23 protein-coding genes and 1 riboswitch are annotated in these 23343 nt (G+C 46.0%); of the genes, 20 read left to right on the top strand and 3 right to left on the bottom strand.

The genetic code is table 11. The features are described from left to right. Nucleotides 1–53: 53 nt before the first annotated feature. The 5 genes from NYE25_RS15965 (at nucleotide 54) to NYE25_RS15945 (ending at nucleotide 2164) form a co-directional block, all read left to right on the top strand. The gene (locus NYE25_RS15965) at nucleotides 54–341 is read left to right on the top strand and encodes a hypothetical protein (protein ID WP_042191504.1); all 288 of its coding nucleotides are present in this window, start codon (nucleotides 54–56) and stop codon (nucleotides 339–341) included. A gap of 24 nt (nucleotides 342–365) precedes the next feature. Continuing rightward, a complete protein-coding gene (locus NYE25_RS15960; protein WP_042191502.1) occupies nucleotides 366–710 on the top strand; it encodes a hypothetical protein in 345 nt (114 codons plus the stop codon). Further along, on the top strand, nucleotides 707–1009 hold the full coding sequence (locus tag NYE25_RS15955; RefSeq protein WP_042130853.1) for a hypothetical protein: 303 nt from the start codon (nucleotides 707–709) through the stop codon (nucleotides 1007–1009). The genes NYE25_RS15960 and NYE25_RS15955 overlap by 4 nt, the downstream gene beginning before the upstream one ends. Before the next feature lie 4 nt (nucleotides 1010–1013). Next, nucleotides 1014–1430, top strand: coding sequence for a hypothetical protein (locus tag NYE25_RS15950; protein WP_076285968.1), 417 nt, complete (start codon nucleotides 1014–1016; stop codon nucleotides 1428–1430). 206 nt (nucleotides 1431–1636) lie between these two features. Then, complete coding sequence (locus NYE25_RS15945; RefSeq protein WP_042191497.1) at nucleotides 1637–2164, top strand: GNAT family N-acetyltransferase; 528 nt, start codon at nucleotides 1637–1639, stop codon at nucleotides 2162–2164. 61 nt (nucleotides 2165–2225) lie between these two features. On the opposite strand, the gene NYE25_RS15940 is transcribed toward NYE25_RS15945, so the two are convergent. After that, a complete protein-coding gene (locus NYE25_RS15940) occupies nucleotides 2226–2705 on the bottom strand; it encodes a DL-endopeptidase inhibitor IseA family protein (RefSeq protein ID WP_341146364.1) in 480 nt (159 codons plus the stop codon). Between the two features lie 258 nt (nucleotides 2706–2963). After that, a riboswitch (purine riboswitch) is annotated at nucleotides 2964–3062 on the top strand. A 67-nt stretch (nucleotides 3063–3129) separates the two neighbouring features. Between NYE25_RS15940 and NYE25_RS15935 the strand changes: the two genes are divergently transcribed. The 3 genes from NYE25_RS15935 to wsfD all read left to right on the top strand — a co-directional run bounded on the left by NYE25_RS15935 (nucleotide 3130) and on the right by wsfD (nucleotide 7982). Next, complete coding sequence (locus NYE25_RS15935; RefSeq protein ID WP_341146363.1) at nucleotides 3130–4467, top strand: 5'-deoxyadenosine deaminase; 1338 nt, start codon at nucleotides 3130–3132, stop codon at nucleotides 4465–4467. A gap of 198 nt (nucleotides 4468–4665) precedes the next feature. Continuing rightward, the gene (locus NYE25_RS15930; RefSeq protein WP_341146362.1) at nucleotides 4666–6558 is read left to right on the top strand and encodes an LTA synthase family protein; all 1893 of its coding nucleotides are present in this window, start codon (nucleotides 4666–4668) and stop codon (nucleotides 6556–6558) included. 8 nt (nucleotides 6559–6566) lie between these two features. Beyond that, nucleotides 6567–7982 (top strand): glycan biosynthesis hexose transferase WsfD, encoded by a 1416-nt coding sequence (gene wsfD, locus NYE25_RS15925; RefSeq protein WP_341146361.1) that lies wholly within the window; start codon nucleotides 6567–6569, stop codon nucleotides 7980–7982. Nucleotides 7983–8129: 147 nt separating this feature from the next. On the opposite strand, the gene NYE25_RS15920 is transcribed toward wsfD, so the two are convergent. Beyond that, nucleotides 8130–8891 carry an AAA family ATPase gene (locus NYE25_RS15920; protein WP_149644975.1) on the bottom strand — a complete coding sequence of 254 codons (762 nt, stop codon included), beginning with the start codon at nucleotides 8889–8891 and terminating at the stop codon, nucleotides 8130–8132. Between the two features lie 436 nt (nucleotides 8892–9327). Between NYE25_RS15920 and NYE25_RS15915 the strand changes: the two genes are divergently transcribed. The 11 genes from NYE25_RS15915 (at nucleotide 9328) to NYE25_RS15865 (ending at nucleotide 20893) form a co-directional block, all read left to right on the top strand. Continuing rightward, nucleotides 9328–10422 carry a CgeB family protein gene (locus NYE25_RS15915; protein ID WP_341129114.1) on the top strand — a complete coding sequence of 365 codons (1095 nt, stop codon included), beginning with the start codon at nucleotides 9328–9330 and terminating at the stop codon, nucleotides 10420–10422. A gap of 51 nt (nucleotides 10423–10473) precedes the next feature. Beyond that, a complete protein-coding gene (locus tag NYE25_RS15910) occupies nucleotides 10474–11589 on the top strand; it encodes a CgeB family protein (protein WP_042194464.1) in 1116 nt (371 codons plus the stop codon). Between the two features lie 381 nt (nucleotides 11590–11970). Then, nucleotides 11971–13434, top strand: coding sequence for a glycosyltransferase family 4 protein (locus tag NYE25_RS15905; protein ID WP_341146360.1), 1464 nt, complete (start codon nucleotides 11971–11973; stop codon nucleotides 13432–13434). A gap of 485 nt (nucleotides 13435–13919) precedes the next feature. Then, a complete protein-coding gene (gene wecB, locus NYE25_RS15900; RefSeq protein ID WP_341051890.1) occupies nucleotides 13920–15014 on the top strand; it encodes a non-hydrolyzing UDP-N-acetylglucosamine 2-epimerase in 1095 nt (364 codons plus the stop codon). Next, entirely contained in the window at nucleotides 15004–15990 is a 987-nt protein-coding gene (locus NYE25_RS15895) for a polysaccharide biosynthesis protein (RefSeq protein WP_076285977.1), read from the top strand. The genes wecB and NYE25_RS15895 overlap by 11 nt, the downstream gene beginning before the upstream one ends. Then, nucleotides 15987–16826 carry a dTDP-4-dehydrorhamnose reductase family protein gene (locus NYE25_RS15890; protein WP_341146359.1) on the top strand — a complete coding sequence of 280 codons (840 nt, stop codon included), beginning with the start codon at nucleotides 15987–15989 and terminating at the stop codon, nucleotides 16824–16826. Before NYE25_RS15895 ends, NYE25_RS15890 begins: the two co-directional genes overlap by 4 nt. Next, nucleotides 16823–17806: an NAD-dependent epimerase/dehydratase family protein gene (locus NYE25_RS15885; protein ID WP_341146358.1), complete on the top strand. Its 984-nt coding sequence runs from the start codon at nucleotides 16823–16825 to the stop codon at nucleotides 17804–17806. Before NYE25_RS15890 ends, NYE25_RS15885 begins: the two co-directional genes overlap by 4 nt. Beyond that, entirely contained in the window at nucleotides 17803–18519 is a 717-nt protein-coding gene (locus NYE25_RS15880; protein WP_341051894.1) for a glycosyltransferase, read from the top strand. The genes NYE25_RS15885 and NYE25_RS15880 overlap by 4 nt, the downstream gene beginning before the upstream one ends. 7 nt (nucleotides 18520–18526) lie before the next feature. Next, a complete protein-coding gene (locus NYE25_RS15875; RefSeq protein ID WP_341051895.1) occupies nucleotides 18527–19102 on the top strand; it encodes a class I SAM-dependent methyltransferase in 576 nt (191 codons plus the stop codon). 31 nt (nucleotides 19103–19133) lie between these two features. Further along, complete coding sequence (locus NYE25_RS15870; protein WP_341146357.1) at nucleotides 19134–19856, top strand: glycosyltransferase; 723 nt, start codon at nucleotides 19134–19136, stop codon at nucleotides 19854–19856. Then, complete coding sequence (locus NYE25_RS15865) at nucleotides 19853–20893, top strand: glycosyltransferase family 4 protein (protein ID WP_341146356.1); 1041 nt, start codon at nucleotides 19853–19855, stop codon at nucleotides 20891–20893. Before NYE25_RS15870 ends, NYE25_RS15865 begins: the two co-directional genes overlap by 4 nt. Nucleotides 20894–20960: 67 nt before the next feature. Here NYE25_RS15865 and NYE25_RS15860 read toward each other — a convergent pair whose 3' ends face one another. Then, nucleotides 20961–22031 carry a glycosyltransferase family 4 protein gene (locus NYE25_RS15860; RefSeq protein WP_042191464.1) on the bottom strand — a complete coding sequence of 357 codons (1071 nt, stop codon included), beginning with the start codon at nucleotides 22029–22031 and terminating at the stop codon, nucleotides 20961–20963. 201 nt (nucleotides 22032–22232) lie between these two features. On the opposite strand from NYE25_RS15860, the gene NYE25_RS15855 reads away from it, so the two are divergent. Then, complete coding sequence (locus NYE25_RS15855; protein ID WP_341146355.1) at nucleotides 22233–23339, top strand: YhcN/YlaJ family sporulation lipoprotein; 1107 nt, start codon at nucleotides 22233–22235, stop codon at nucleotides 23337–23339. Nucleotides 23340–23343 lie beyond the last annotated feature (4 nt).

Below are 23343 nucleotides of genomic sequence, written 5' to 3'. Positions count from 1 at the left end.
CGGCTTCTGCCGCATATGCTGTAGCAGGGCGTTTGAGCAAAGGAGACATGAAGGTGCAGAATAAAATAACAAAAGTCCTGCAGCACATGGCCCATACGCACGAACAGATGGCGCGGATACTAGATGCCGAGCGCCACGTGGCTGTCCGTATGTCGCAAATTGTCCACGATCTGCCAGATGCAGATCCCGGTTTTGACGGTATCAGCGGGATGATCGAAAGCTCAACTCAAGTAAACAAGAATATTATTGCTTACTTGAATGCACTTGCAGATCTGGAAGAAGCGATGGCTGAAGGGGTAGGCAGAGTAATTAAGGAATTGAACGGCCAAGAAGAAGAGTAACGCTATAGGAGCAGGAGGCGGATGATGAGCAGAGAAAAGGCTTATCTGCAAATGCTGGAGTCGACCGCCACTATCCAGTGGAACATTGCAATGATTCTGGAAGCTAAGGCGGTTGAAGCTGAAAAGGTAAAACAGTGGGCACAACATCATATCCACGCTAGAGCTTTCGAATCTCATGAAGAGCAGCTGAAGGAATCCCTCTCCATTCACGAAGTTATCGTGGAAATGGTCGAAGGGCTGACTAAACTGGAGAATGGACTCTACAGCAATTTAAAAGCAGTGCTGGGCAGTGGTGAAGATGATGGTGGCGGGGAAGGTTTTGGAGACATGTCAGGTGATGGGTTCAGTTTTGGAGAAGACAGCAAATGAGCGGGGACCGTCTCTCTGAACATGCCGTCAAGCTGGAGATGATCCGCTCCATTTCGCGCAGTCAGGCTGCTTTGGCGGCCATCTTGGAGAGCATCGCCGAATTGACGGGGCAATCTGAGCTGACGGCCCGCAAATTGAGCGACAATATCAGAATCTTAAGTGGGTATCAGAGCGCGATGTGCCGGATGATGTCCGGGATTTCACTACATCAACCGAAACGGGGAATTCCTGCTGCGCCATGGCTGAGCAAGGCATACGCCGTAGGAACCTCCAGAGATCATGGAGCACAGGAGGAATAGAAGCATGAAGAAAAAGAGCCTTAGAACATTACGTTCAGGCAGAACCCGCAGACGCACACTACTGCTCTCGCGGAAAACGAAAGTGCGTAGAGGTCTAGCCCGCAAACCCCGCAGAGGACTTTCTCGGAAAGTCGTTCGTTATGGAAAGACGAAGAAGGGGCTTTTGGTACGAAAGAAAAGAAGACTCCGCCGCAAGCTTGTTCGAAAGGTGAGGGTTATACAAGCACCAGTTCATGTAGTGCCGGTTATCGAGGCTCCACCTGCCCCGCAGGTCATTCCGCTCCCCCCGGACCTTGGCGTTTCGCCGGAAACGCCACCGGCAGACGCCTTTCAGCAGGGGTACACAGAAGCATACAACGTGGGGTTCGACGCCGGTTTCGCCAAGGGCTTCGAGGACGGGCATAAGCTGGAGTTTAATTGAGCAGCGGCAGGTAAGTTAAGAGGAAGGGACCCGGAGATCTAATCTATGACGTGTTATTCTGATCTTTCGTGTCCCTCAGCTTAGAGGGATTGCATCCTCTCTGGAATCATCCTACTATCGGAATTTGTCTCCGAATATGATAGACTTCTAAAACGAGAATCTATTCAGAGGTTTTCAGATGTCGATAAGAAAGAGGGGATAGCAGGATGCAAGTAGGAAATGGGATCAGAAAAGCTAGACAGGATGAGATCGAAGAGATCATGGAATTGATCTCAAAATGTGTACAAGTTATGCAGGCCGCTGGAAGCGACCAGTGGGATGAGAGCTATCCGAATAAAGAGATTATCGAACTGGATATCGCACAGGGTACCTTATATGTATGTGAAGAAGATCAAGCTATCGCGGGTATTCTTGTACTGGATGAGAATGCTTCTGAGGAATATAAGAAGATCGAGTGGAAGCAAAATCAAGGGCCACATCTGATTATGCATCGTTTAGCAGTTCATCCACATATTCAGGGAAAAGGGATTGCGACTAGGCTAATTGCTTTCGCGGAGGATTACGCAGCGCGTAATGGTTACACAAGTATTCGGCTGGATACTTATGCGAAGAATACTAGAGCATTGGAAATCTATCCTCGCCTTGGTTATGACCATAGAGGTGAAGTGGGTTTTCCGAACCGCACGGCGAACTTTCCAGTATTCGAGAAGGTGCTGAAACCGGAACATAGTTAGGAAGCTTTAACATAAAAAAAGGTTCAGAGGGTTAACCTCTGGACCTTTTTTCTTTATTCCCTTAACGGCATGTCTGATATCGAGTATCGGTATTTTTTTGATCCCGGTTAAGGATAAGAAGCCTTCTACCGGATACGCCGATCAGGTAACGAACGTTAACGATATCTTCATCGCTCATATCATCAATGGACAGAACTGCTGTAAGGCGTATTCTTGTTGATGTGCGACCCGTAACGGTGAGTCTTCTTGGGATAAAAGCAATGGTTCCTGTATCTCCCGATATTACATAAAGCCTGTTGTTTCTAGAAACGGTTTTTAAATTACAGAACATGGTGTTGCTCATTGTAATGCCCCAGTACTTTCTAAAATACGAAATGACCTTAGCTCTGGTACTGAATCTAACCGGCAGACGATAATAATCGGCGCCATCAACGCGGATCACTCTACGAGAATCGGCAGAATCGTAGACCTCGAACCATACTTTTTCAGCAGCGGCGATGAATGCTTGCAACTCATTTGGGGTTTGAGTAATTGTTGGCATTTGATCTCCTCCTCGCTATTACTTTATTAAAAGCGAAGCTATCGGTTCGGGTGATAGGACGAGTATAAAAGCGGAACTTAAGAAACATTGATAAATAGCGTGGGAAATCATAATTAAAGTCATGTTTTATTACATGTAAATAGAGATAATCATTATTTTTAATTGTGAACAGATCTAATTAAGAAATTTGTGTTAGTTTAAATAACTTTTGTTGACATTAAACCTGTCTTTGTCTTATGATTGATTTATTCAAATTTGGAATAGAATAGCTTCTCTTTTCGTATATCCTTAATAATTGGTTTAAGGGTCTCTACCGGAAACCGTAAATTTCTGGCTACGAAAATATGCTACGGCATATTTTTGTGGCCTTTTTGTGTTACACCGTGAAACGGCAAACGAATGAACAATGAGGGGGATAAGGACAATGGGGAGCATTCTGATCAAAGATGCTGAGATCATTACAATGAACAAACAGGAGGAAATTATTGTCGGGGATGTTCGAATTAAGGATGATATCATCGTAGAAATCGGCATTGGTCTGATCCCGCAGGGAGACGAAAAGGTCATCGATGCCACGAACCGTACGTTAATTCCCGGTTTTGTTCAGACGCATATTCATTTATGCCAGACGTTATTCCGTGGGAAGGGAGATGATCTGGAGCTTATGGACTGGCTGCGTAAACGGATTTGGCCGTTAGAGGCGGCGCATGATGAGGAATCCCTTTATTATTCGGCGATGCTCGGTATTGGAGAACTGATTTCCAGCGGAACCACTACGATTGTTGATATGGAGACTGTTCACCATACGGACTATGCTTTTCAGGCCATTGCTAAAAGTGGAATACGTGCTTTGTCCGGTAAGGTGATGATGGATCAAAAAGGAGGAGATGTGCCTGAAGCACTGCAGGAGGATACCGCTTCTTCTTTACAGGAAAGTGTGGATTTGCTTGAAAAATGGAATGGCTATGGCAATGGAAGGATTCAATATGCGTTCTCTCCGCGTTTTGTAATATCCTGCACCGAACCCTTGTTAACCGAGGTACGAGATCTCTCCGCAAGGTATGATGTGAAGGTGCACACCCATGCTTCTGAGAATTTAGGGGAGATTGAGATTGTACAGGCGATGACCGGGATGCGTAACATCGTCTATCTGGACCATCTAGGATTAGCTAATGAGCGCTTAATACTGGCGCATTGTGTATGGCTGGATGTTGAGGAGCGGCGCATATTGCGGGATCGTGGAGTTCATGTAAGTCATTGCCCTGGCTCAAATCTGAAACTAGCGTCTGGAATTGCTGATACACCGGGGATGCTCCATGATCATGTGTCACTAAGTCTGGGTGCTGACGGTGCACCGTGCAATAACAATCTGGATATGTTTAATGAAATGCGGCTCGCGGCAATTATTCAGAAGCCTCAACATGGACCTACGACGATGGATGCCCGCAGTGTATTTCGTATGGCAACTATAGGTGGGGCAAAAGCGGTAGGGATGGAAGATAAGATCGGTAGTATCGAGGTGGGTAAAAAAGCAGACCTAGTGCTCCTGAATCTCTTCAATTTCCATACCTTCCCCTCCTATGACGTAGATCCCATCTCTAGAATTGTATATTCAGCTACCCGGGCAGATGTGGAAACTACGATTATCGACGGGGAGATCGTGATGGAAAGAGGTCTGCTGAAGACTGTAGATAAGGAAGTTGTGTTAAATGAAGCGAACCGTTCTATTAAAAGATTGCTTAAGTATACTTCAATCGTCTGAAGATTGATCAACTCATAGTTAACAGGGATGTTCCAATGCCGAAAGAGCAGCGGGGCATCTCTTTTTTTGAGTGGAAGATAATTCTACCATTTTGATAAAAAAAGTAAGTATTGTTATACTAGAACAACCTGATATTTTACAAATTACTAGAATAGATTTGATATTTCGAACAAATGAACATGTAAGAGGGGATTATAAGTGAAAAAGCAAGGGCCGGATCGCGCCCATTTTTTTATCGTTGTTATATTGTTATGGTTAAAGCTGTTGCTTCTGAGAGTGTTGTTCTTTGATAGAATTGCTTGGGAATGGATTGCAGCGGATGTAGCGCCAGTCCTTTTTATTATGGGGATTTTAACGGTGATTACGCCATCTAGGGTGAGAACAACCGTCTATTGGATAATTAACGGCTTTTTATCGCTGTTGCTGTTCGCAGCCGCTGTATATTTTAATCACTTTGGTTCTGTTCCAACCTACCTGGCCTTATCTGAAATCAATCAGGTATTTCAAGTGAAGGCAAGCGTAGAATCTACCATAAAGAGTATTGATTACTTATTCTTCGTGGATTTTGTCATCTTCGCTATCTATGGTTTGATTCGCAGATGGAAACAAGGAAAGACCTACCCGCGTGAGCGCTCTAGTTCCCGGAAGACAGGATTCGTGCATGTGGTGGTGATTCTGGTATCTATTATTGGAGGCTTATCTTTATCGGCATATTCTGTCCACTCTGCACGGGGGATTACAAATGAGCTTGTACAGGCGGAAACTGCCGGATTTCTAAATTATGAAGTCGTTGCGGCGATTAAAATTAATGAAGATAACAATCTCATTGGAACGGGTGATATTAAGGATACGATTGCGAAGGTTGACGCCCTGCAATCTTCCTATCCTTATAGTGACAAGCCAGCGGGTACGACTCCTGATTATTTTGGCTCACAAAAGGGTAAAAATGTAATTGTGCTACAATTAGAAGCTTTTCAGAATTTCCCACTACATCAATCCTTGGATGGTCAAGAATTGACGCCAGTCATGAATAAGTTAGCGGATGAGGGCTTTTATTTTCCTCATGTTTACCAGCAGATTGGTCCAGGGAATACATCTGATGCTGAATTCATGAGCAATACGTCTATTTATCCGATTGGTACTTTGGCCATGTCTACCGGATTCGGGGACAGAGAATTGCCAAGCTTACCACGACTGCTAAGAGATAAAGGGTATGAGGCATACACCTTTCATGTGAATAAAGTAGGGTTTTGGAATCGGAATGAACTATATCCGGCGCTTGGGTTTAACGGTTATTATGACAAAGATTATTTTACGAATGATCATTTTAATGCGTTTGGTGCTTCCGATGAACAACTGTATATTACGGGTGTCGAGAAATTGACAGAGCTGAAGAAGAAGGGAACTCCCTTCTACGCACAGATGGTGACAGCATCCAGTCATCATCCTTTCAAAATCCCAGATTCCTTTAAGAAAATCACTGTGCCTGATAATTTGAAGGATACGATGCTTGGTGATTATTTGACTGCTATAAACTATACTGATTATGCCATAGGTACTTTAATAGAAGGTTTGAAAGAAAATGGATTGTGGGATAACACTGTTCTGGTCATGTATGGCGACCACTTTGGCCTGCAGCCTCAGGACGTTCCGCCAGAGCAAGTGGAAAGTGCACTTGGTGTTCCATATGATTCCCGGATCAGCCGCTTTAATATTCCACTCATTGTGCGTGTGCCGGGAATGGAGCAAGGGAAGGTAGTAGAGCGTACGGGAGGACAACTAGATATCCTTCCTACGATTGCTAATTTAATGGGTGTTTCACTACAACAAGAAGGTTATACAGCCTTTGGTCATGACCTGCTCAACATTGATCGTAATGTGTTAGGGATGAGATATTATTTGCCTTCCGGCTCCTTCTTTAATGATGACATTCTCTATGTCCCTGGAAAAGGATTTGCAGATGGTGAAGCTGTGTCGCTGGATACGCTCAAGCCGGTAACGGACTTCTCGAAATATCAGAGCGATTATGAGTATGTATTGAAGCTAATGAATTTGTCCGACGAATATGTGAAGCTGTTACCACAGAGATAGGGGGAATCATGAAAAAGTTCTGGAAACCGGAGTATCTCGTAAGCCTTGCCGGCTGCGGTCTCATTATTTATCTGCTATTCGTAGGACCTTTTATTGGGGTTGCTGATAATGGAGATTTCCTGCGTATGATGAATACCATCGGTCTGAACTACTATGATATTGCAGCATCGTATACCGACCAGTTTTTTAATTTTAGCCATTCTCGTTTTGCGTATGAGAATTTGTTTAGGGGCTTCTATCCTTCTTCACAGATTTTGATTGTGCTTGTACCGAGGTTGATCGGCGGGCTCATCCATGGCAGCTTTTTTGATGTTAGATTGCTCGGTGCAGTTTACGGTCTTCTTTTACTGGTGGCGACCTTGCTGCTGGTGAAGTACAATGCTCGCGGCTCTTATGTTACGGGGCTGCTGCTAGGTGTAGCTATTTTGTTTGTATTCTATGATATTGGGTATTTGGCATACTTTAACTCCTTGTTTGGAGAACCGGTATCGATGGTGTTTATGCTGTTGACCTTTGCACTGGGGTTAAGACTCACTAGCCAAGAAAAGCCTACGACTAAGGGGTTAACCTTATTTTTTATTGCGATACTGTTTCTGGTCACCTCCAAAATTCAGAATGCGCCGATTGGGATTGCCTTTGCATTGATCTTCCTGCGGTTTATGACGCTTGATGGTGAGCGGAAATGGAGAAAGCTGGCCTTACGCTTTTCGATTGCGATATTTCTGGTATCCATCGTTATGTACGTGACGGCGCCAAAAGAGCTGAAGCATATTAACCTGTATCAGACTGTGTTTTTTGGGATATTAAACGAATCACCAGATGTGAAGGGAGATTTGCAGGATCTCGGATTGCCGGAGCGGTTGGAGGTACTTGCGGGCACGAATTATTTTCAGACCGATACAGTGATCAAACAGGATGATCCTTCGCTGGTACCGGATTTCTACGACCGGGTATCCCATAAGGATGTATTGTTCTTCTACTTAGAACATCCAGGACGGTTAATAGATAATATGGAATATGCTGCTAGTAACAGTATGGCGATTCGTCCTTATTATCTAGGGAACTATGAGAAGAGTGAAAATAAGCCAGCAGGTGCATTATCGTACACTTACAGCGGGTGGAGCGAATTCAAGAACAAGCATATTCCGCATACGCTCGGATTTCTCACTATATTCTATCTGGTGTATTTTGCCGGGGCGGTGTTCCAATATTTCCGTAGTCGGGATGTTCAGGGAAGAGTTGCTGGTGAACTGCTGATGTTATTAGGACTGATAGGGATTTTCTCCTTCCTGGTTCCGATTCTTGGGGACGGAAGGGCTGACATCGGTAAGCATTTATTCTTGTTTAATGTGTGCTTCGATATGATGGTTGTAGTCATGTTCGGATGGGTTGTACACAAGGTAGTGGGAATTGTAAGACGTTAATTTATGGAACAATTCAAACAGCAAGTTTCCGATTATGGAGACTTGCTGTTTTTATTAAAATATAAGAATTTATATGTTCCATGTTGTAAATTATCCTTATATTTCTCGCTTAAACGCTTACCGTCCTTATAGGGACGTCGAAGGTGTTTATGCTTGTTCATCCTCTAATAGCTCACGCAGCATACCCTGGCGGTCATTCATAAATGCTTTGGTCACGGTATAGTGCTCTGTTTCCTCCAAGGCGACAGACCTTATGCCCTCACCTTCTAGAAGAAAAATCTCAGCTCCCGGATAGGACATTAGAATGGGAGAATGGGTCGCGATAATAAACTGTGAATCCTGTTGCACTAGCTCATGCATACGCACCAGCAGAGACATTTGCCGTAGAGGAGATAGAGCCGCTTCAGGTTCATCGAGAATATAAAGACCACGTCCTCCGAAACGATGAACGAACGCTGCGAAAAAAGACTCTCCGTGAGACTGCTCGTGCAGGGACTTGCCTCCATAGGAGTTCTTGATTGGTGGACCAAAACTAGGCTGTTCATCTAATTCATCAATGTAGGAAGCCACATTATAATAGCTCTCCGCGCGTAGAAAAAAGCCGTCCTTCGGACGTCTAACCCCTCTAGCAATTCTGAAATACTCATAGAGACTCGAATGCGAGGAACGAGTGTTAAAAGAGAAGTTAAGTGTTCCACCTTCAGGATTAAAGCCCCACGCAGCAGCAATTCCCTCTAGCAAGGTAGATTTCCCTGTGCCATTCTCCCCGACAAGAAAGGTTACTGGCTTTTGAAAAATAAGCCGATCCAGTGTTCTTACGGCTGGCAGATGAAATGGATAGGTTTGGAATGATGGAACCTGATCACGAAGCAGTTCTGCATGGCGCAAGTACAACGTGGTGTTGTTCATAGTGTCCCCCTTGTGAATGCTATAAATAATCATTTCCGCTCAGATATGAAGAGATGTAAGTCTCAAGCTAGACCTTTATAGTGCGTGTTCTAAAAGTACGGTTTTCAGCACCGAGAAGATTGAAAGAAGGTAGAAACTGAGGAGCGGAGCGTAGTGGAAGCTACGTGAGCACCGGAAGTTTCGCCTGAATTCAATATTCGATGTCGAGTAAGCTTCTTGGGCTACTTCGTGATCAAAAGCGGACTTTTTGAACAGCCTCTTATAGTATACCAGCATCCTGTGAGTGGATGAAATCATCTAAGGTTCGGGCAAGCCGGGCAAAAGACAGGGGACATCTGCCAATTTAGTTCTAGTAAAGACAGATGTCCATGAGGCGAGTGCTGACTCCGCATATAGTTATACTGTCTTGAGAATACGACGGGGCAGGGTGAAGGCCGTGAAAGCGAGAAAGAGAAAAAAACAAAAGCATCCGCGAGAATATCGCGACGGTTATCACGAAGGATATCGTCTTGGCATGTGTGAGGCTGTGCAACGTCTGAATACTCCAGGGGTCGAAGCCAGCCGACCATTTAAGTTAATGTATGTTCCTCAAGGATTTCAGGCGATCGACACTGGCGTAACGGAGGCGCTGCAGCAGCTTGTAAGTGAGCTTGTAATAAGTACTCCTGAAACGATGCTAGAAACCGCGGCACGGGAAATGCCTGGGGCAGTGCTAGTGATGAATGGGCTTCATGTATTCCCGGAAAATCATTTAGAACAGATTTCGGAGATAAGAAAGCTAGGCATCCCAACCGCCATTTGGTTTGTGGATGATCCTTATTTTACAGAGGACACTTCAGTCATTTGCAAGCATTATGATCACGTATTTACACATGAGCTGGGTTGCGTAGAGTTTTATCAATCCCTTGGGGTGTCATCGGTTCATTATTTGCCACTGTGTGTCAATCCAAAGATGTTCTACCCACGGCGTACCGGCCCGCAATATCAGTATGACATTGTATTTATTGGTAATGCATTTCGTAATCGGACAGAGCTGTTCGACGAACTAGCACCTTATCTTAAGGGGAAAAAAGTGCTTATCGCTGGGGGGTTCTGGGAACGCCTCGCAACCTATGATCAACTTACACCTTTTATCAGCAATGGCTTTATCCCGCCTGAGGAGACAGCCAACTACTACAGTGGCGCAAAAATAGTCATTAATATTCACCGCCCGTGGGAAGAGGGTCAGGATAACCGGAATAGCTACCGCCTTCCTTCACGCTCCATTAATCCGCGCACCTATGAGATCAGCGCCTGCGGTACTATGCAGCTTACGGATGTTCGTGAGGATTTGGGCAATTATTATCGGCCTGGTTATGATCTGGATACTTTTGGCTCCGCTAAGGAACTGCAGCAGAAGATTGAGTACTATTTGAAGCATGAAAAAGAGCGGCGAATCTATGCTTTACGGGGATTACGGACTACCATGCGAAACCATACATTCACTGCGCGTTTGCCTCATTTGCTGAATGTAATTGCTTCACGTGTATGAAATCTATAACGGGATAAAGGAGCGAGGATTATGAACAATAATGAATTTATTATGCCTACCCCCCCATTACCTCTTACACCTCCGGAGGAAGAAAAGCTGCGTGGTCGTCTGAGTGGTTTTAAGGGGGGGTATGATGAGGGCTATTTACGGGGGCGCCTTGCGATCCTGAATGGTCGATCTGAAGAAGTATTTCCTGTGCGGAATATTCATGTCATGTATGTCGCTTCTGGCAAAGGCTACCCTTACTCTCCTTTAGATGATGCGGTTCTTTGCGCACTACAAAAATTAACAGCTCAAGTCACAATTACGGATGTGCGTCAAAATCTAGTAGAGCTGGCTGCAGCGCAAAGACCGGATCTGGTATTGGTGCTAGACGGTATGGATTTACCTCTTGAGCAGATCGATGCTCTACGCACTAGTGGCATTCGGACAGCTATCTGGCTTACTGATGATCCTTATTACACTGACTTTACGGTCAAGATTGTGGCTCACTACGATTTTGTATTCACACTTGAACGTAATTGTATTGATTTCTATCGGGGACTTGGTTGCCCTGAGGTCCATTATCTTCCTTTTGCTGCTCACCTGGAGCATTACCGTCCTACTACAACACGTTCGTCAGTCAATCGGGAAGTTAGCTTTATTGGCTCCGCCTATTGGAACCGGGTGAACTTCTTCCGTGAGATTCTTCCTGATTTGATGAACTATAACACGGTGATTAACGGAATCTGGTGGGATCGTCTGCCTGAGGCTCCGCTCTACGGTGACCGTATTGAAATTGGCAAATGGATGTCCCCACAAGAGACGTCAGTAGCTTACAGCGGCTCCAAAATCGTCATTAACCTCCACCGCTCGCACATTGATGAAGTGGTTAATAACAATACGCTTTCGATTCCTGCCGTTTCTCCTAATCCGCGTACCTTTGAAATTGCAGCAACGGGCACGTTGCAATTAGTAGATGCTAGAGATGATATGGGATCTTTCTACAAACCGGATGAAGAAATTGTGACCTTTGCGAGTCCTCAGGAAATGATGGATAAGATCCGTTATTACTTAACCCATGAGGAGGAACGCCGGGCAATCGCGCTGCGTGCTTTTGAACGGACACTCAAGGATCACACTTACGCAAAACGTATTCACCAGATGCTAACAGTAATCTACGGCTAGACTTTGGCCCAAACTGGATATGGAAATGTGCGCTTAGCAGGGGACAGGTGTCGTGCCGGCATCTGTTTTTCCTCGATATACTGTAGAACCGGACCTCAGCGTATGCCTGTAACCTGATGAAAAGAAGCTGATGGAGCGGCTTGGATAGCTGAGCGGAGGCGAAGGTGGGTTATGGGCTGAGAGGGCGAGGCTCAGGCTAAGCAAATGCTTCCGAAGCGAGTTTTACTACGAAGTAAGAAACTTGAGCAACGCTTCGTAAAACTAAGCGAATGCTTCCGAAGCGAGTTTTACTGCGAAGTAAGAAACTTGAGCAACGCTTCGTAAAACTTTTAGGGAGGTGAATGGCTGCTCCAGGCCCTCGTTAGGGAGCGCCGAAACGCCATGGCTGATAAAGCTACAATCGTCCTCTTTTCACATGTATCTAATACACGCAGTATTACCGGAGCGGAGAAGTTGTTGTTGTTTTTCGCTCAGGAACTTTCTCCGTACTTTAATTGTATTCTCGTTGCACCTCAGGACGGCAAGCTGACTGCTCAGGCTCGAAGCTTCGGAATAAGTGTACAACTGCTCTCGATTCCTCTTTTATACGGAATGTATACTCCTTATGCAGGGCTCGAGGCAGATGCTCGTAAATTCCAGGAAGGCAGGGAGTATCACGAATTAACAGACTGGCTAACCTCTCTCCGCCCGGCGTTTATTATTACAAGTACCTGTGTGCATGCTTTGCCAGCAATGGCTGCCAAGTCACTTGGCATTCCGGTGGTATGGAAAATATCAGAGACGATAACAGACAATGAATATACACCCATTAGTGTAGATCTGATTCATCGGAATAGTGATGAGATTCTGGCTATTTCACAGACGGTAACAGCTTGCTTTCCAGAGGAAGTCAGAGCGGAGAAAGTGATCCAGCTTCCGCCTTCTTGGAATGACAAAGAAATGATGATTGAGGCTTGGAGTAAGCTTCGGGGCGAACGACGGCGAGAGCTAAAGATTAAACCGCAGGAGCAGCTGGTCGGTTATATTTCTTCTTTTATTAATAAGGAAAAAGGATTGGAACATTTTGTGAAAATGGCTGTGCTTGTGTACGCAGTCCATCCTAGTGCGAAATTTGTTGTCATAGGTTCAGCTGGTGACAAAAGCTACTATGATCGCTGTGTCCGCAAGGTAAAGCTTGAGGGACTGTATACCCGATTTAAATTTGTTGGTTATGCTGAATGCCTTCCATCTGCTTATTGCGCTATGGATGTGCTGGTTGTTCCTAGTCTGGTCCGCGAAGGCTTCGGAATGACTGCTTTGGAAGGAATGGCTTTTGGAAAACCCGTAGTCGCTTACGACTCCGGGGGCTTGCGGGAAATCCTGCACGCAGCAGGCTGCGGCGAAAATCTCGTGCCCGCGTCGGACATTTCCGCGCTGGCCGAAAGAGTCAACGTCATGCTGGCGCAGCCGGGGCTGGCGATAACCATAGGCGCCCAAGCGCGGGAGCGCGTCGACGCCGTTTATGGTCCGGCGGCTTATAGGAGCCGCCTGCAGGGTCTTGCGGAGATGTGGAGCCTCCGCTATTGCAGCGCAATGCCGGTGCGCGAGGCTGACAGCGTGGTAGAACCACCCGCTGTCCTGCCTGAATTGCCCGCTGCGTCGCCGGCTTTGCCGCGAAGCAAGGGCCTACCGAGCCGCGTCGCCCGCAAGCGACGCGGCAAAGCCCGGGCGCGCCGGCGAAGCGGGCGCCCGTTGGTTTTACGCCGCGCTGCTCGTAAGCGGCGTAAGGGCTCTGCCCGGCGGCGTAGCACCGCCGGGGGCAAGCGCCGCCGAGCCCGCCGGGGTGGGCGGCGGCGCGCTGCGTAAGTGCCTCGCTTGCCGCGAAGGTGGCAAGCTGAGTGAAAAGAAGGGGTATAAATGCCCCAGATTGTCGCGAATTCGGCTAAACGAGCGAAAAGAGGGGTATAAATGCCCCAAATTGTCGCAAATCTGGCTAAATGAGCGAAAAGAGGGGTATAAATGCCCCAGATTGCCGCAAATTCGGCTAAAGGAGCAAAAAGAGGGGTATAAATGCCCCAGATTGTCGCGAATTCGGCTAAACGAGCGAAAAGAGGGGTATAAATGCCCCAGATTGCCGCGATTCCAGCTGAAACCGCCAAATGAGCGGTATAAATCCCGCAGATTGCCGCGATTCCAGCCGGAACCGCTAAATGAGCGGTATAAATCCCGCAGATTGTCTCAATCTACTATTCTACCAATCCTGCTAAAAGCCCAAACTGCGCTTCTAGCAGTCTCAGTCCACCCGACTGAGCCAAGTCAGACCATCATCAAACAGGCAGGGGAGTGAACTCATGAAGATCATGACGATTTTAGGCACGAGGCCTGAAATCATCCGCCTCAGTGTTATCATTCCGCTTCTCGACGAACATGCTGAGCGGCACATTCTGGTGCATACCGGCCAGAACTTCACCGCCAGTCTCAGCGGCATTTTCTTTGCAGAGCTGGGACTGCGGGCGCCGGATTATGTGCTGCAGGATAAGCAAGCAGGACTCGGCGGCCAGCTTGCCGCCATGTTCGGAGGGCTAGAGAGCATTTTACAGAAAGAACAACCAGACCGTGTCTTACTTCTGGGGGATACGAATAGCGCGTTATGCGCGATTTTGGCCGAACGAATGGGTATTCCGGTGGTGCATATGGAGGCAGGCAACCGTTGCTATGACCTAAAAGTGCCCGAAGAGAAAAACCGCCGTGTCATAGATGCCGTTTCGACCATTAATATGCCATATACACAGCAGAGCAAAAGACATCTAATCAGCGAAGGCTTCCCAAGCAGACGTATTGTGTTAACAGGAAATCCGATTCATGAGGTCATGACTCATTTTGAGTCGAAAATCCAGGCTAGCAGTATTCTGGAGCAGCTGAATCTTACCTCAGGGCAGTATTTCCTTGTAACAGCACATCGTGCAGAGAATGTAGATGATCCAGAGTCCCTTGTACAAATTATGTCAGGTCTTAACGCAGTGGCTGAGCATTTTGGAATTCGTTTAATATGCAGCATTCATCCTCGCACTCGCTCCAAACTAACTGAGCAATTTTCTCTTCCAATGAATCCTCTCGTTGAATTTCATGAGCCCTTCGGATTTTTTGATTTTGTTTATTTGGAACAGCACGCCTTGTGTGCCATCACCGACAGTGGGACCGTACAGGAGGAATGCTGCTTGATGAAAGTACCAACCGTTACGATTCGCAGAACAACGGAGCGTCCCGAAACGGTAGATTGCGGAAGTAACGTGGTGTCAGGTGTTGACCAGAAAAGTATTCTACGTAGCGTCAAGCTGATGGCGGCGCTCCGTCGGGATTGGGAGGCTCCGGAAGGTTACTTGACTCCGGATGTTTCGGTAAAGGTAGTTAAATTTTTGCTTGGAGGGAACCTGCATGTTCAATAATAAACGGATTGTGGTCACAGGCGGCACCGGTTCCTGGGGGCATGAGCTGATTAGGCAACTTCTGCCGCAAAATCCTAAGGAAATTATCGTATTCTCCCGCAGTGAGTCCGCTCAGGTGGCGATGAGCCGGGAGTTCGAGGATCAACGACTCAGCTTTATCATTGGCGATATCCGTGACAAGGATGCGCTGGTCGCCGCCTGCCGTGGCGTTGATTATATTTTCCATTTGGCGGCACTCAAACATGTTCCGGTCTGTGAAGATCAGCCCTATGAAGCGCTCAAAACCAATGTTGTAGGCACTCAGAATGTGATCGAAGCAGCTATTGTGAATGGCGTTGAGAAAGCCATTTACATTTCTACGGATAAGGCTGCAAACCCGTCGAACTTCTATGGAATGACCAAAGCGATTGGAGAAAAATTGTTCGTCTATGCCAATCTAATTGGCTCAAACACCCGTTTTGTAACCGTACGTGGAGGTAATGTGCTCGGAACGAACGGCAGCGTAGTACATTTGTTCATGAAGCAGATCAAGGACAAGGGACAGGTACGTATTACCGATATGAAAATGACCCGCTTCTTTTTCACACTACGCGATGCGATTACGTTGTTATTTAAAGCTTCTGAGGTTAGCTTAGGTGGAGAAATCTTTGTCATGACGATGCCTACTTGCCGGATTATCGACCTGGCTGAGGTGTTAATCGAGGCCTCTGGAGAGCCGAATGTAAGTATTATCGAGACCGGAATTCGTCCGGGGGAGAAAATACACGAGATTCTAATGAGCGATTTCGAAAGCTTAACAACCGTTGTCTACGATGAACAGTATCTAGTGATTCTCCCTACGCTGAACATGCCAGAGTTAAAGGCACATTATAGCGCTTATCCTCATGTCTCTTTTAATAGTTTCAGCTCCGAGACGAATCTAATGGATCAGGAAGAGATCAAAAGCATCTTGATTCGAGGAGGTTTCCTGCAATGAAGCTGCTTATCCTTGGTGGAAACGGTATGGCGGGGCATATGCTGGCGGATTATTTCCGCCGCCAGGGCAAGCATCACGTCTTCCATACAACCCGGGATAAGAGCGATCTTGGCGGGCTGTATGTAGATGCGAACGATATAGCCGGAGTAGAGAAGCTGGTCGATATCGTCTCCCCTCATTGCATCATTAATGCGATGGGGGTACTCAATCAATTCGCAGAACGTGACAAAATTGGGGCTTACCACGTGAATGGCTTTCTTCCTCACCACTTGTGGCGGATGGCGGAAGCTGTTCATGCAAGACTTATTCATATCAGTACCGACTGCGTGTTTGAAGGAACACGCGGGGGGTACACAGAAGAGGATGTTCCTGATGGAACCTCTGCCTATGCGATTTCGAAAAGTCTTGGCGAGGTGCGGCAACCTGGACATCTTACGATCCGGACTTCGATTATTGGTCCGGAAATCCGCCAGGACGGCATTGGTTTGATGGATTGGTTTCTGGCACAGCGTGGTCAAGTGTCAGGATACCGCAGGGTGATGTGGAACGGAGTAACTACACTCCAATTAGCTAAGGCAATGGATACGCTGCTGGATTCCACGGTATCGGGGCTGATCCATTTAGCGCATCCGAACCCGGTAAGCAAATATGAGCTGCTTCAGCATATTCAGGCTGCATTTCATAAAGAGGATGTGGAAATCATCCCTGAGGATGAACATGTTCAAGATCGAACATTAGTGAATACAAGAACGGATGTTGATTTGCCGTTGCCTTCGTACCCATTGATGCTGCAAGAACTGGCTGACTGGATGAAACAGTCAGAGATGTCCCCATGAAAGGTCAAAAACTACTGATTACCGGGGCGGCCGGATTCACCGGTCGACATGCCGTTCATTTGTTCTTGGCAGGAGGCGCTGAGGTTACCGCTGTGGTGCGCCCGCCATCCACAGCGGGTGCCCTGTCTTCCGCTTTGTTTCCAGAAGGAGTGAAGGTTTACTACTGTGATTTAAGCAATCGGAAGGCTGTAGCTGAGATGATCAAGGAAACTACACCGGAGGCTGTCCTTCATTTGGCAGGAAACAACTCGGTGCCCGAGTCTTGGCGTAACCCTTTGCTCTTTATGGAGACGAATGTGATGGCTACGTTATATTTGCTAGAAGCCATGCGAAGTCTACCTACCAGTCGAATTCTCGTAGCAGGCTCGCGACTTAAATTCAAACCGGGTGTGGCGGCAGGACCCCCACACCCATATAGCCTCAGCAAAACAATAGAAGAGCTGGTGTCTCTGGCTTGGGGGACGCTGTTTAAACAACCCGTTCTGCTGGCTGAGCCCTGCAACCTAATCGGTCCCGGTCCTTCTACTGGTTTCTGCTCATTATTGGCACAGCATATTGTTCGTAGTGAAGTGTATGCAGACGAAGAAATCCCTCCCTTTAAACTTTCTTCTCGCTATGCATTACGTGATTTTCTGGATGTACGCGATGCTGTAAGAGCTTATGATTTTATATTGCGCGAAGGAACTAATGGAACCATTTATCGAATTGATTCAGGGACACAGCGGCAACTTGGGGATATTGCGGAGCAGCTGATAAGCTGCTCCAGTGCCTCAATTCCGATGGACTGGGGACCAGAACAAGCTGCTCTCTCTATTCCGGTTAACGGAGTGGCGGGGGATAAACTAATAACTTCAGATGCCTCTGCAACACCTGAAGAAAATGTAACTTCATTAGGCTGGAAGCCGGGAATTGAGTTTAGCCAGTCCTTAACAGATATTTTGGACTATTGCCGCGTGAACTGGGAAGGACGGATGTTATGAGACCGAAAGTATCGGTAGTGATTCCTTTTTATAACTGCCCTTATATAGAGCATGCCTTGCAAAGTGTGCTTTCACAGTCTTGGGAACCTTACGAGATCATCGTCGTCGATGACGGCTCGACCGTTCACACAGATCTGATTAGACCGTATTTTCCGCGAATTCATTATTTAGGGAAAAGTAACGGAGGAACCGCCTCTGCACTGAATCACGGCATCTTGCATGCAAGCGGAGACTATGTGGCCTGGCTCAGCTCAGATGACTTATTCTATCGAGACAAAATCAATAATCAGGTGCTGTTCATGGAGCAGAACCATTTGTTGATCTCCTATACCAACTTCAATTTTATTAACGGTCAATCTCAACTTGTTCAGATGAACGCATCGCTATTGTTTCCTAGTCACCTCGATTATTTACGTTGTTTTTTACAGGGGAACCCTATTAATGGCTGCACGGTGATGTTCAAACGAGAGGTATTTGGAGCGATTGGGCTTTTTGATGAATCACTTCCCTATACACATGACTATGATTTATGGTACCGCGCGATTCTGAACGGGTATGCACCTGTGATGCTGAATCAGTCACTCACCGCTTACCGTAATCATGAAGGGATGGGGACGCTTAAATATTACGATGTCATTATGGCAGAGGCAGCTGCAACCAACGCTCGCTACAAGGGTCCGCTCCAACACTTGATCTCTTCGATGGGGGGGTAAGAAGGTTATGTATCGGGAAATTGAAGTGAATGACTTTCTACCAATCTTATTGGAGCAGTTGAAATTCTGTGAAAGTATACTGGATATCGGCAGCGGCACCGGTACCCTGCTTGAACGGTATGAAGCCGCAGTTGTTCTAGGACTAGAAATTCACAGACCTTACCTACTGCATCGTGAATATAAATCACCTCACATTATTCCAGTGCATGGGGATGCTAGTCATATGGATAAATTATTTCTTCCTAAGACGTTCTCGGCAGTCACTTTTATCGATTCCATAGAACACTTTGAAAGGAAAGAAGGACAGAGATTACTCGGGATGGCCGAGAGAATCGCCTATAATCGTGTAGTTGTGTTTACACCTCGGGGTTTTTTTCCGCAGGAGGGAATGGACCATTATCACTTGCAAGGAGAACATTATCAAAAGCATCGGAGCGGATGGGAGCCGGAGGACTTCATGGAGCTGGGGTATGCTGTAACTGTACTTAAAGGCTTTCATCATGCTCAAAACCCATCATTTCGTGAGGCGTATGGTGAAGACCATGCTCCGGTAGATGCCTTATTGGCTTGCAAAACAGTGTAAAGAGCGAGCTTCAGGTGAAGGAGGTGAGCGCATGAGTGAAGAACCTAAAGTGTCAGTGATCATTCCTTTTTATAACTGTCCATATGTGGATCTCGCCATTCAAAGCGTCTTGGAACAAAGTTATTCGAACATAGAGATCATTGTAATCGATGATGGATCTACTCTTTGGATGGAGAAGCTTGAGCCCTTCAAGGATAAGATTATTTATATACGAAAAAGCAATGGAGGAACCGCCTCCGCGCTAAACAGAGGGATAGGAGTGGCTACCGGAACTTATTTTGCCTGGCTAAGTGCTGACGATTTATTTCATCCGAATAAAATCAATCACCAGATGCAAATGCTCAAGGGCACAGATACTTTGTTTAATTATACAGCCTATTATTATGTAAACGAGCAGGGTGAGCGGATTTCAGAGACGATAAGTATGATTTTTGACAGCAGGGCACAGTTTATTGAGACCATGATGTTAGGCTGTCCGGTGAATGGAAGTACGGTTCTTCTCCATATGGATATCTTCCGCACAGTAGGGAAATTTAATGAGAAATTGTTGTATACTCAAGATTATGATCTATGGTTGCGTATTTTGCCGTATTATACATGGTCTTATATAGAGGAACCGCTGCTTGATTACCGAGTTCATAACGAAATGGGCTCAGTGATTCACAAAGAGGAGCAAAAAAAGGAGATTGAGCAGGTACAAGCAAGACATCGCCGGGTTCTATCACGCTTGTTGCAAAAGGAGAGAGGGAAATGAAATTAATATTTCCTGTTCTAACTCTAACTAGGGGCGGGGCGCAGCGTATGCTCACGGAGCTGGCTAATCGTCTGACAGAAATGGGTCATGAAGTGACGATCCTCTTACCCAGTGATGGTGTCGTAGAATACGAGATGAAATGTAAACTGATCTATGCAAAAGAAGGAGAACTGGCAGCAAGCGATTTTCCAGCAGGAGATGTGATTATCTCCAACTTCTATACCACAGTCGAGGTATCACAGAGGGCAAGTGAAGAGGGGAAAGGCATTCATGTTCGATTGGCGCTTTGTTATGAGCCTACCTTTTTACCTGACAATAGCCGTTCTTTTTCATCGTATAATATTGCATCTAACCTACTGGTTCTATCACACTGGCAACAAGGAATTGTCCAGATGAACCATGGGATTAAAGGGAGAATCGTACCGATCGGGGTAGGTCCTGTTTTTAAAAATACGAAAATCCGTGATCGTAATAAAAGGCTGGTAATTTCCGCGATTATGCGCAAACCAGAGGGCGGATTCTCAGCTCACCGTGAGCAGGATTATTTACTTCAGCAATTAAACAAGGTTAAAGCCCACCATCCAGAGGTTGAAATATATTTAATTTCTCCTCCCGAAGAACAAGCGGAGTCTGCAACGCTACAAGCCCTAGTGAACGACGAACGTTACCAAATAAGAACTCCAGCGAATGATACAGAACTCTGTTTCCACTATAGTGAGAGCGACATTTTTGTAAGTTCGAGTACGTTTGATACAGGTTCGTTACCAGGGATCGAGGCTATGCGTTGTGGTGCAGCGCTCGTTACGGTTTACGCCGGTGGGAATAAGGAATATTGTACACATGGTCATAACTGTTTAATGTCCTACCGGTTTCAGAATCGGCTTGCAGATGACATTATAACCTTAATCAGAGATCCGTCTTTACGCCAACGATTGGCTCGTAAGGGTGAAGAGGTTTCACAGGATTTCACTTGGGAAAAAAGTACACAAATATTTCAAAATATGTTATTTGAGATTGTATCAAGGAATCCATCTTAGTATGTCCCAGAATTATAAAAGAACCTTCAAATCCACAAAAAAAAGTGGTTTGAAGGTTCTTTTGCAGTTAGAAGATGGCAAAGGAGTTCATCATTTCACGAAAAGACTGCGCATATTTTTCCGTACCGTAACGTGAAACCATATAATTTCTTCCTTGCTGGCGGAGTGCATTTCGCATTGGCATATTGTTCATTAGCTCTAGCCCTTCATTGACGGCCGTTTGGATGTTGCCAAGAGGATAAAATTTACCTGAAATATTATGCACAATAAAAGATCTAACGCCGTCGGAATCCGTGCTAAGTACGGGACAAGTGCAGCAAATGGCTTCCGCAACGGCATATCCAAATCCCTCTGTAACTGAGGTGGATAACAGAAACCCACCAGAATTGGCTATCGAGGAATAATAAATCGGCATCACATGATTTGGAATATTGGTAAAGGTACTCAGACGGTCATTCAGACCTAAGGTTTGCAATTCTTCTTGGAAGAGCTGCTTTTGATCCTCTGTGGCTAATTCAGGATCATGAAACATCCATAAATGAAGGTTTGGTTTGTGAAGGCGAATTTGATGGGCAATTCTCAAATATTCGCGCCAATTTTTGTTGCTTTCCAGACGCCCGACCCAAGCGATGACCGGATCAGCGGGAGGCTCAGCAGGGATGTGCTGAAAGGACTGAACATCAACAATATTGGGAATGACATACCGATGTAGCCATGGACAGATTTCAATAAACAGCTCCAGTAAATGATCCGTTGGTGGGATTAAGACAGCGTTACAGTAGGAGCGGAAATAAGGAATAGCGTCTTTGATTAGATCTTCCGCATGACTCCGTTTTCCAAGTCCTTGAGATTCGTATATCAAAATACCGCCATAACCGAGCTCACGCAGACGCTTAAGCAATAAATAATCGGATGTAACAATAATGGCATCATAGTTATGTGTCTCAAGTACTTCTTTAATCTCCTCATCTATAGAGGAAATGAAGACCGGAAAGTTAGCCTTATTCTGGCTTCCTGAACCAGGCATCAGATATAAAACATGACATTCGATCCCATTACGCTGGAGACTCTCGCACCGCAGCTTATTTAAAGTCTCCACCCCGCCACTCGGTATATAAAACGTGAATAAAACTTTCATGCACGTGCCTCCTGACTTTTGCGGAGCAATACCGACTCGTTGAAATACGGCTTACTGTTTATAAGATACGCCGATGTGCATTCGCAGGTGACGGTAAACAGACATTGTTCCAAATCCTTTCAGGATAGCTTGTTCTTCGGAAGGTCATGCTAACGACTGTTACGCTGCACACATACAACAATAGAGATGGAGGATGAATACATGATGCGATCCAAGATCAGCATGTCAGTCTCAGCCGCATTACTTCTAGGCTTGGTGAGTATTACAGGGTGTGGGACGAACACGGCAGAAAAGACTAATGTGCAAACTAATAGTGTCCGGGGGGTAAATGACGGACGTATCGGTGTAAACTCCGTACGCGGAGGAACAATGGGTACGCATAATATTACTAAAATGGAGGTCAGTCAGGAGCTTGCTGATCGTATTGCTGCTATGCCTGAAGTTCGCACTGCGAACGTAATGCTTGCAGGTAAAAATGCGTATGTCGCCGTAACGTTACATGATACAACTACTGGTCTTCGGGCCAAAGGTACTACATCTTATCGAGCCAAATCGTCTACAGTTCCTCACAATTATGGACCGACTGGAGTAATGTCGGGTACAGGAAGAGTGAAAATAGGACGCGATGGAATGAATGATACAGGGGCCGTAACGAATGGAACGAACGGAGCTCTGAGAGGCACCGTTAATACAGTCCCTGGTACAACAAGCACTGGACCTGCAACACTTGGCACGGGTACTCACAGAAATGGAACAACCGGAATGGGAAGTCTGGGAACAGGTACAGGAACGACTGGGACAAGAACCCATACTTATAATAATGGACCTCTGCTGAATAGCAACGGTTCGAAACATGATGTCAATATGGGAATGGGTATTGGTAACGGAATGGGCATGGGAACCAGAAAAACAACCGGAACAGGTACAGGAATGACAGATGGTGGTTTGGGGACTGGAATGGGTATTCGCAGTACCACTCCAAACTACACCAATAGTACGCATGGTACGAATTACAGAAGTAATTCCACACACATGAACAGTACTCATTCGACTCACATGAACAATACAAATAACACTATGAATATGAAAGAAACAGATACAGTAACTAAAGAAATTAAAGCGAAAATCGCTGCTGAAGTTAAAAAACATGATGCAACGATTAAGGATGTATATGTATCAGCAAACCCAGACTTTGTAGAGCGCGTTAACGTTTATGCAGAAGAGGCCCGTGCGGGTCATCCAATCAAGGGTTTTGTGGATGAATTCCGAACGATGGTTGAGCGAATTTTCCCGACGCGTAATTATTAATCAA

The organism is Paenibacillus sp. FSL E2-8871 (genome assembly GCF_038000345.1).
Taxonomy (GTDB): domain Bacteria; phylum Bacillota; class Bacilli; order Paenibacillales; family Paenibacillaceae; genus Paenibacillus_AQ.
The sequence above is the reverse complement of the archived record's forward strand: the minus strand, read 5'-3'. Positions and strand labels throughout refer to the sequence as shown.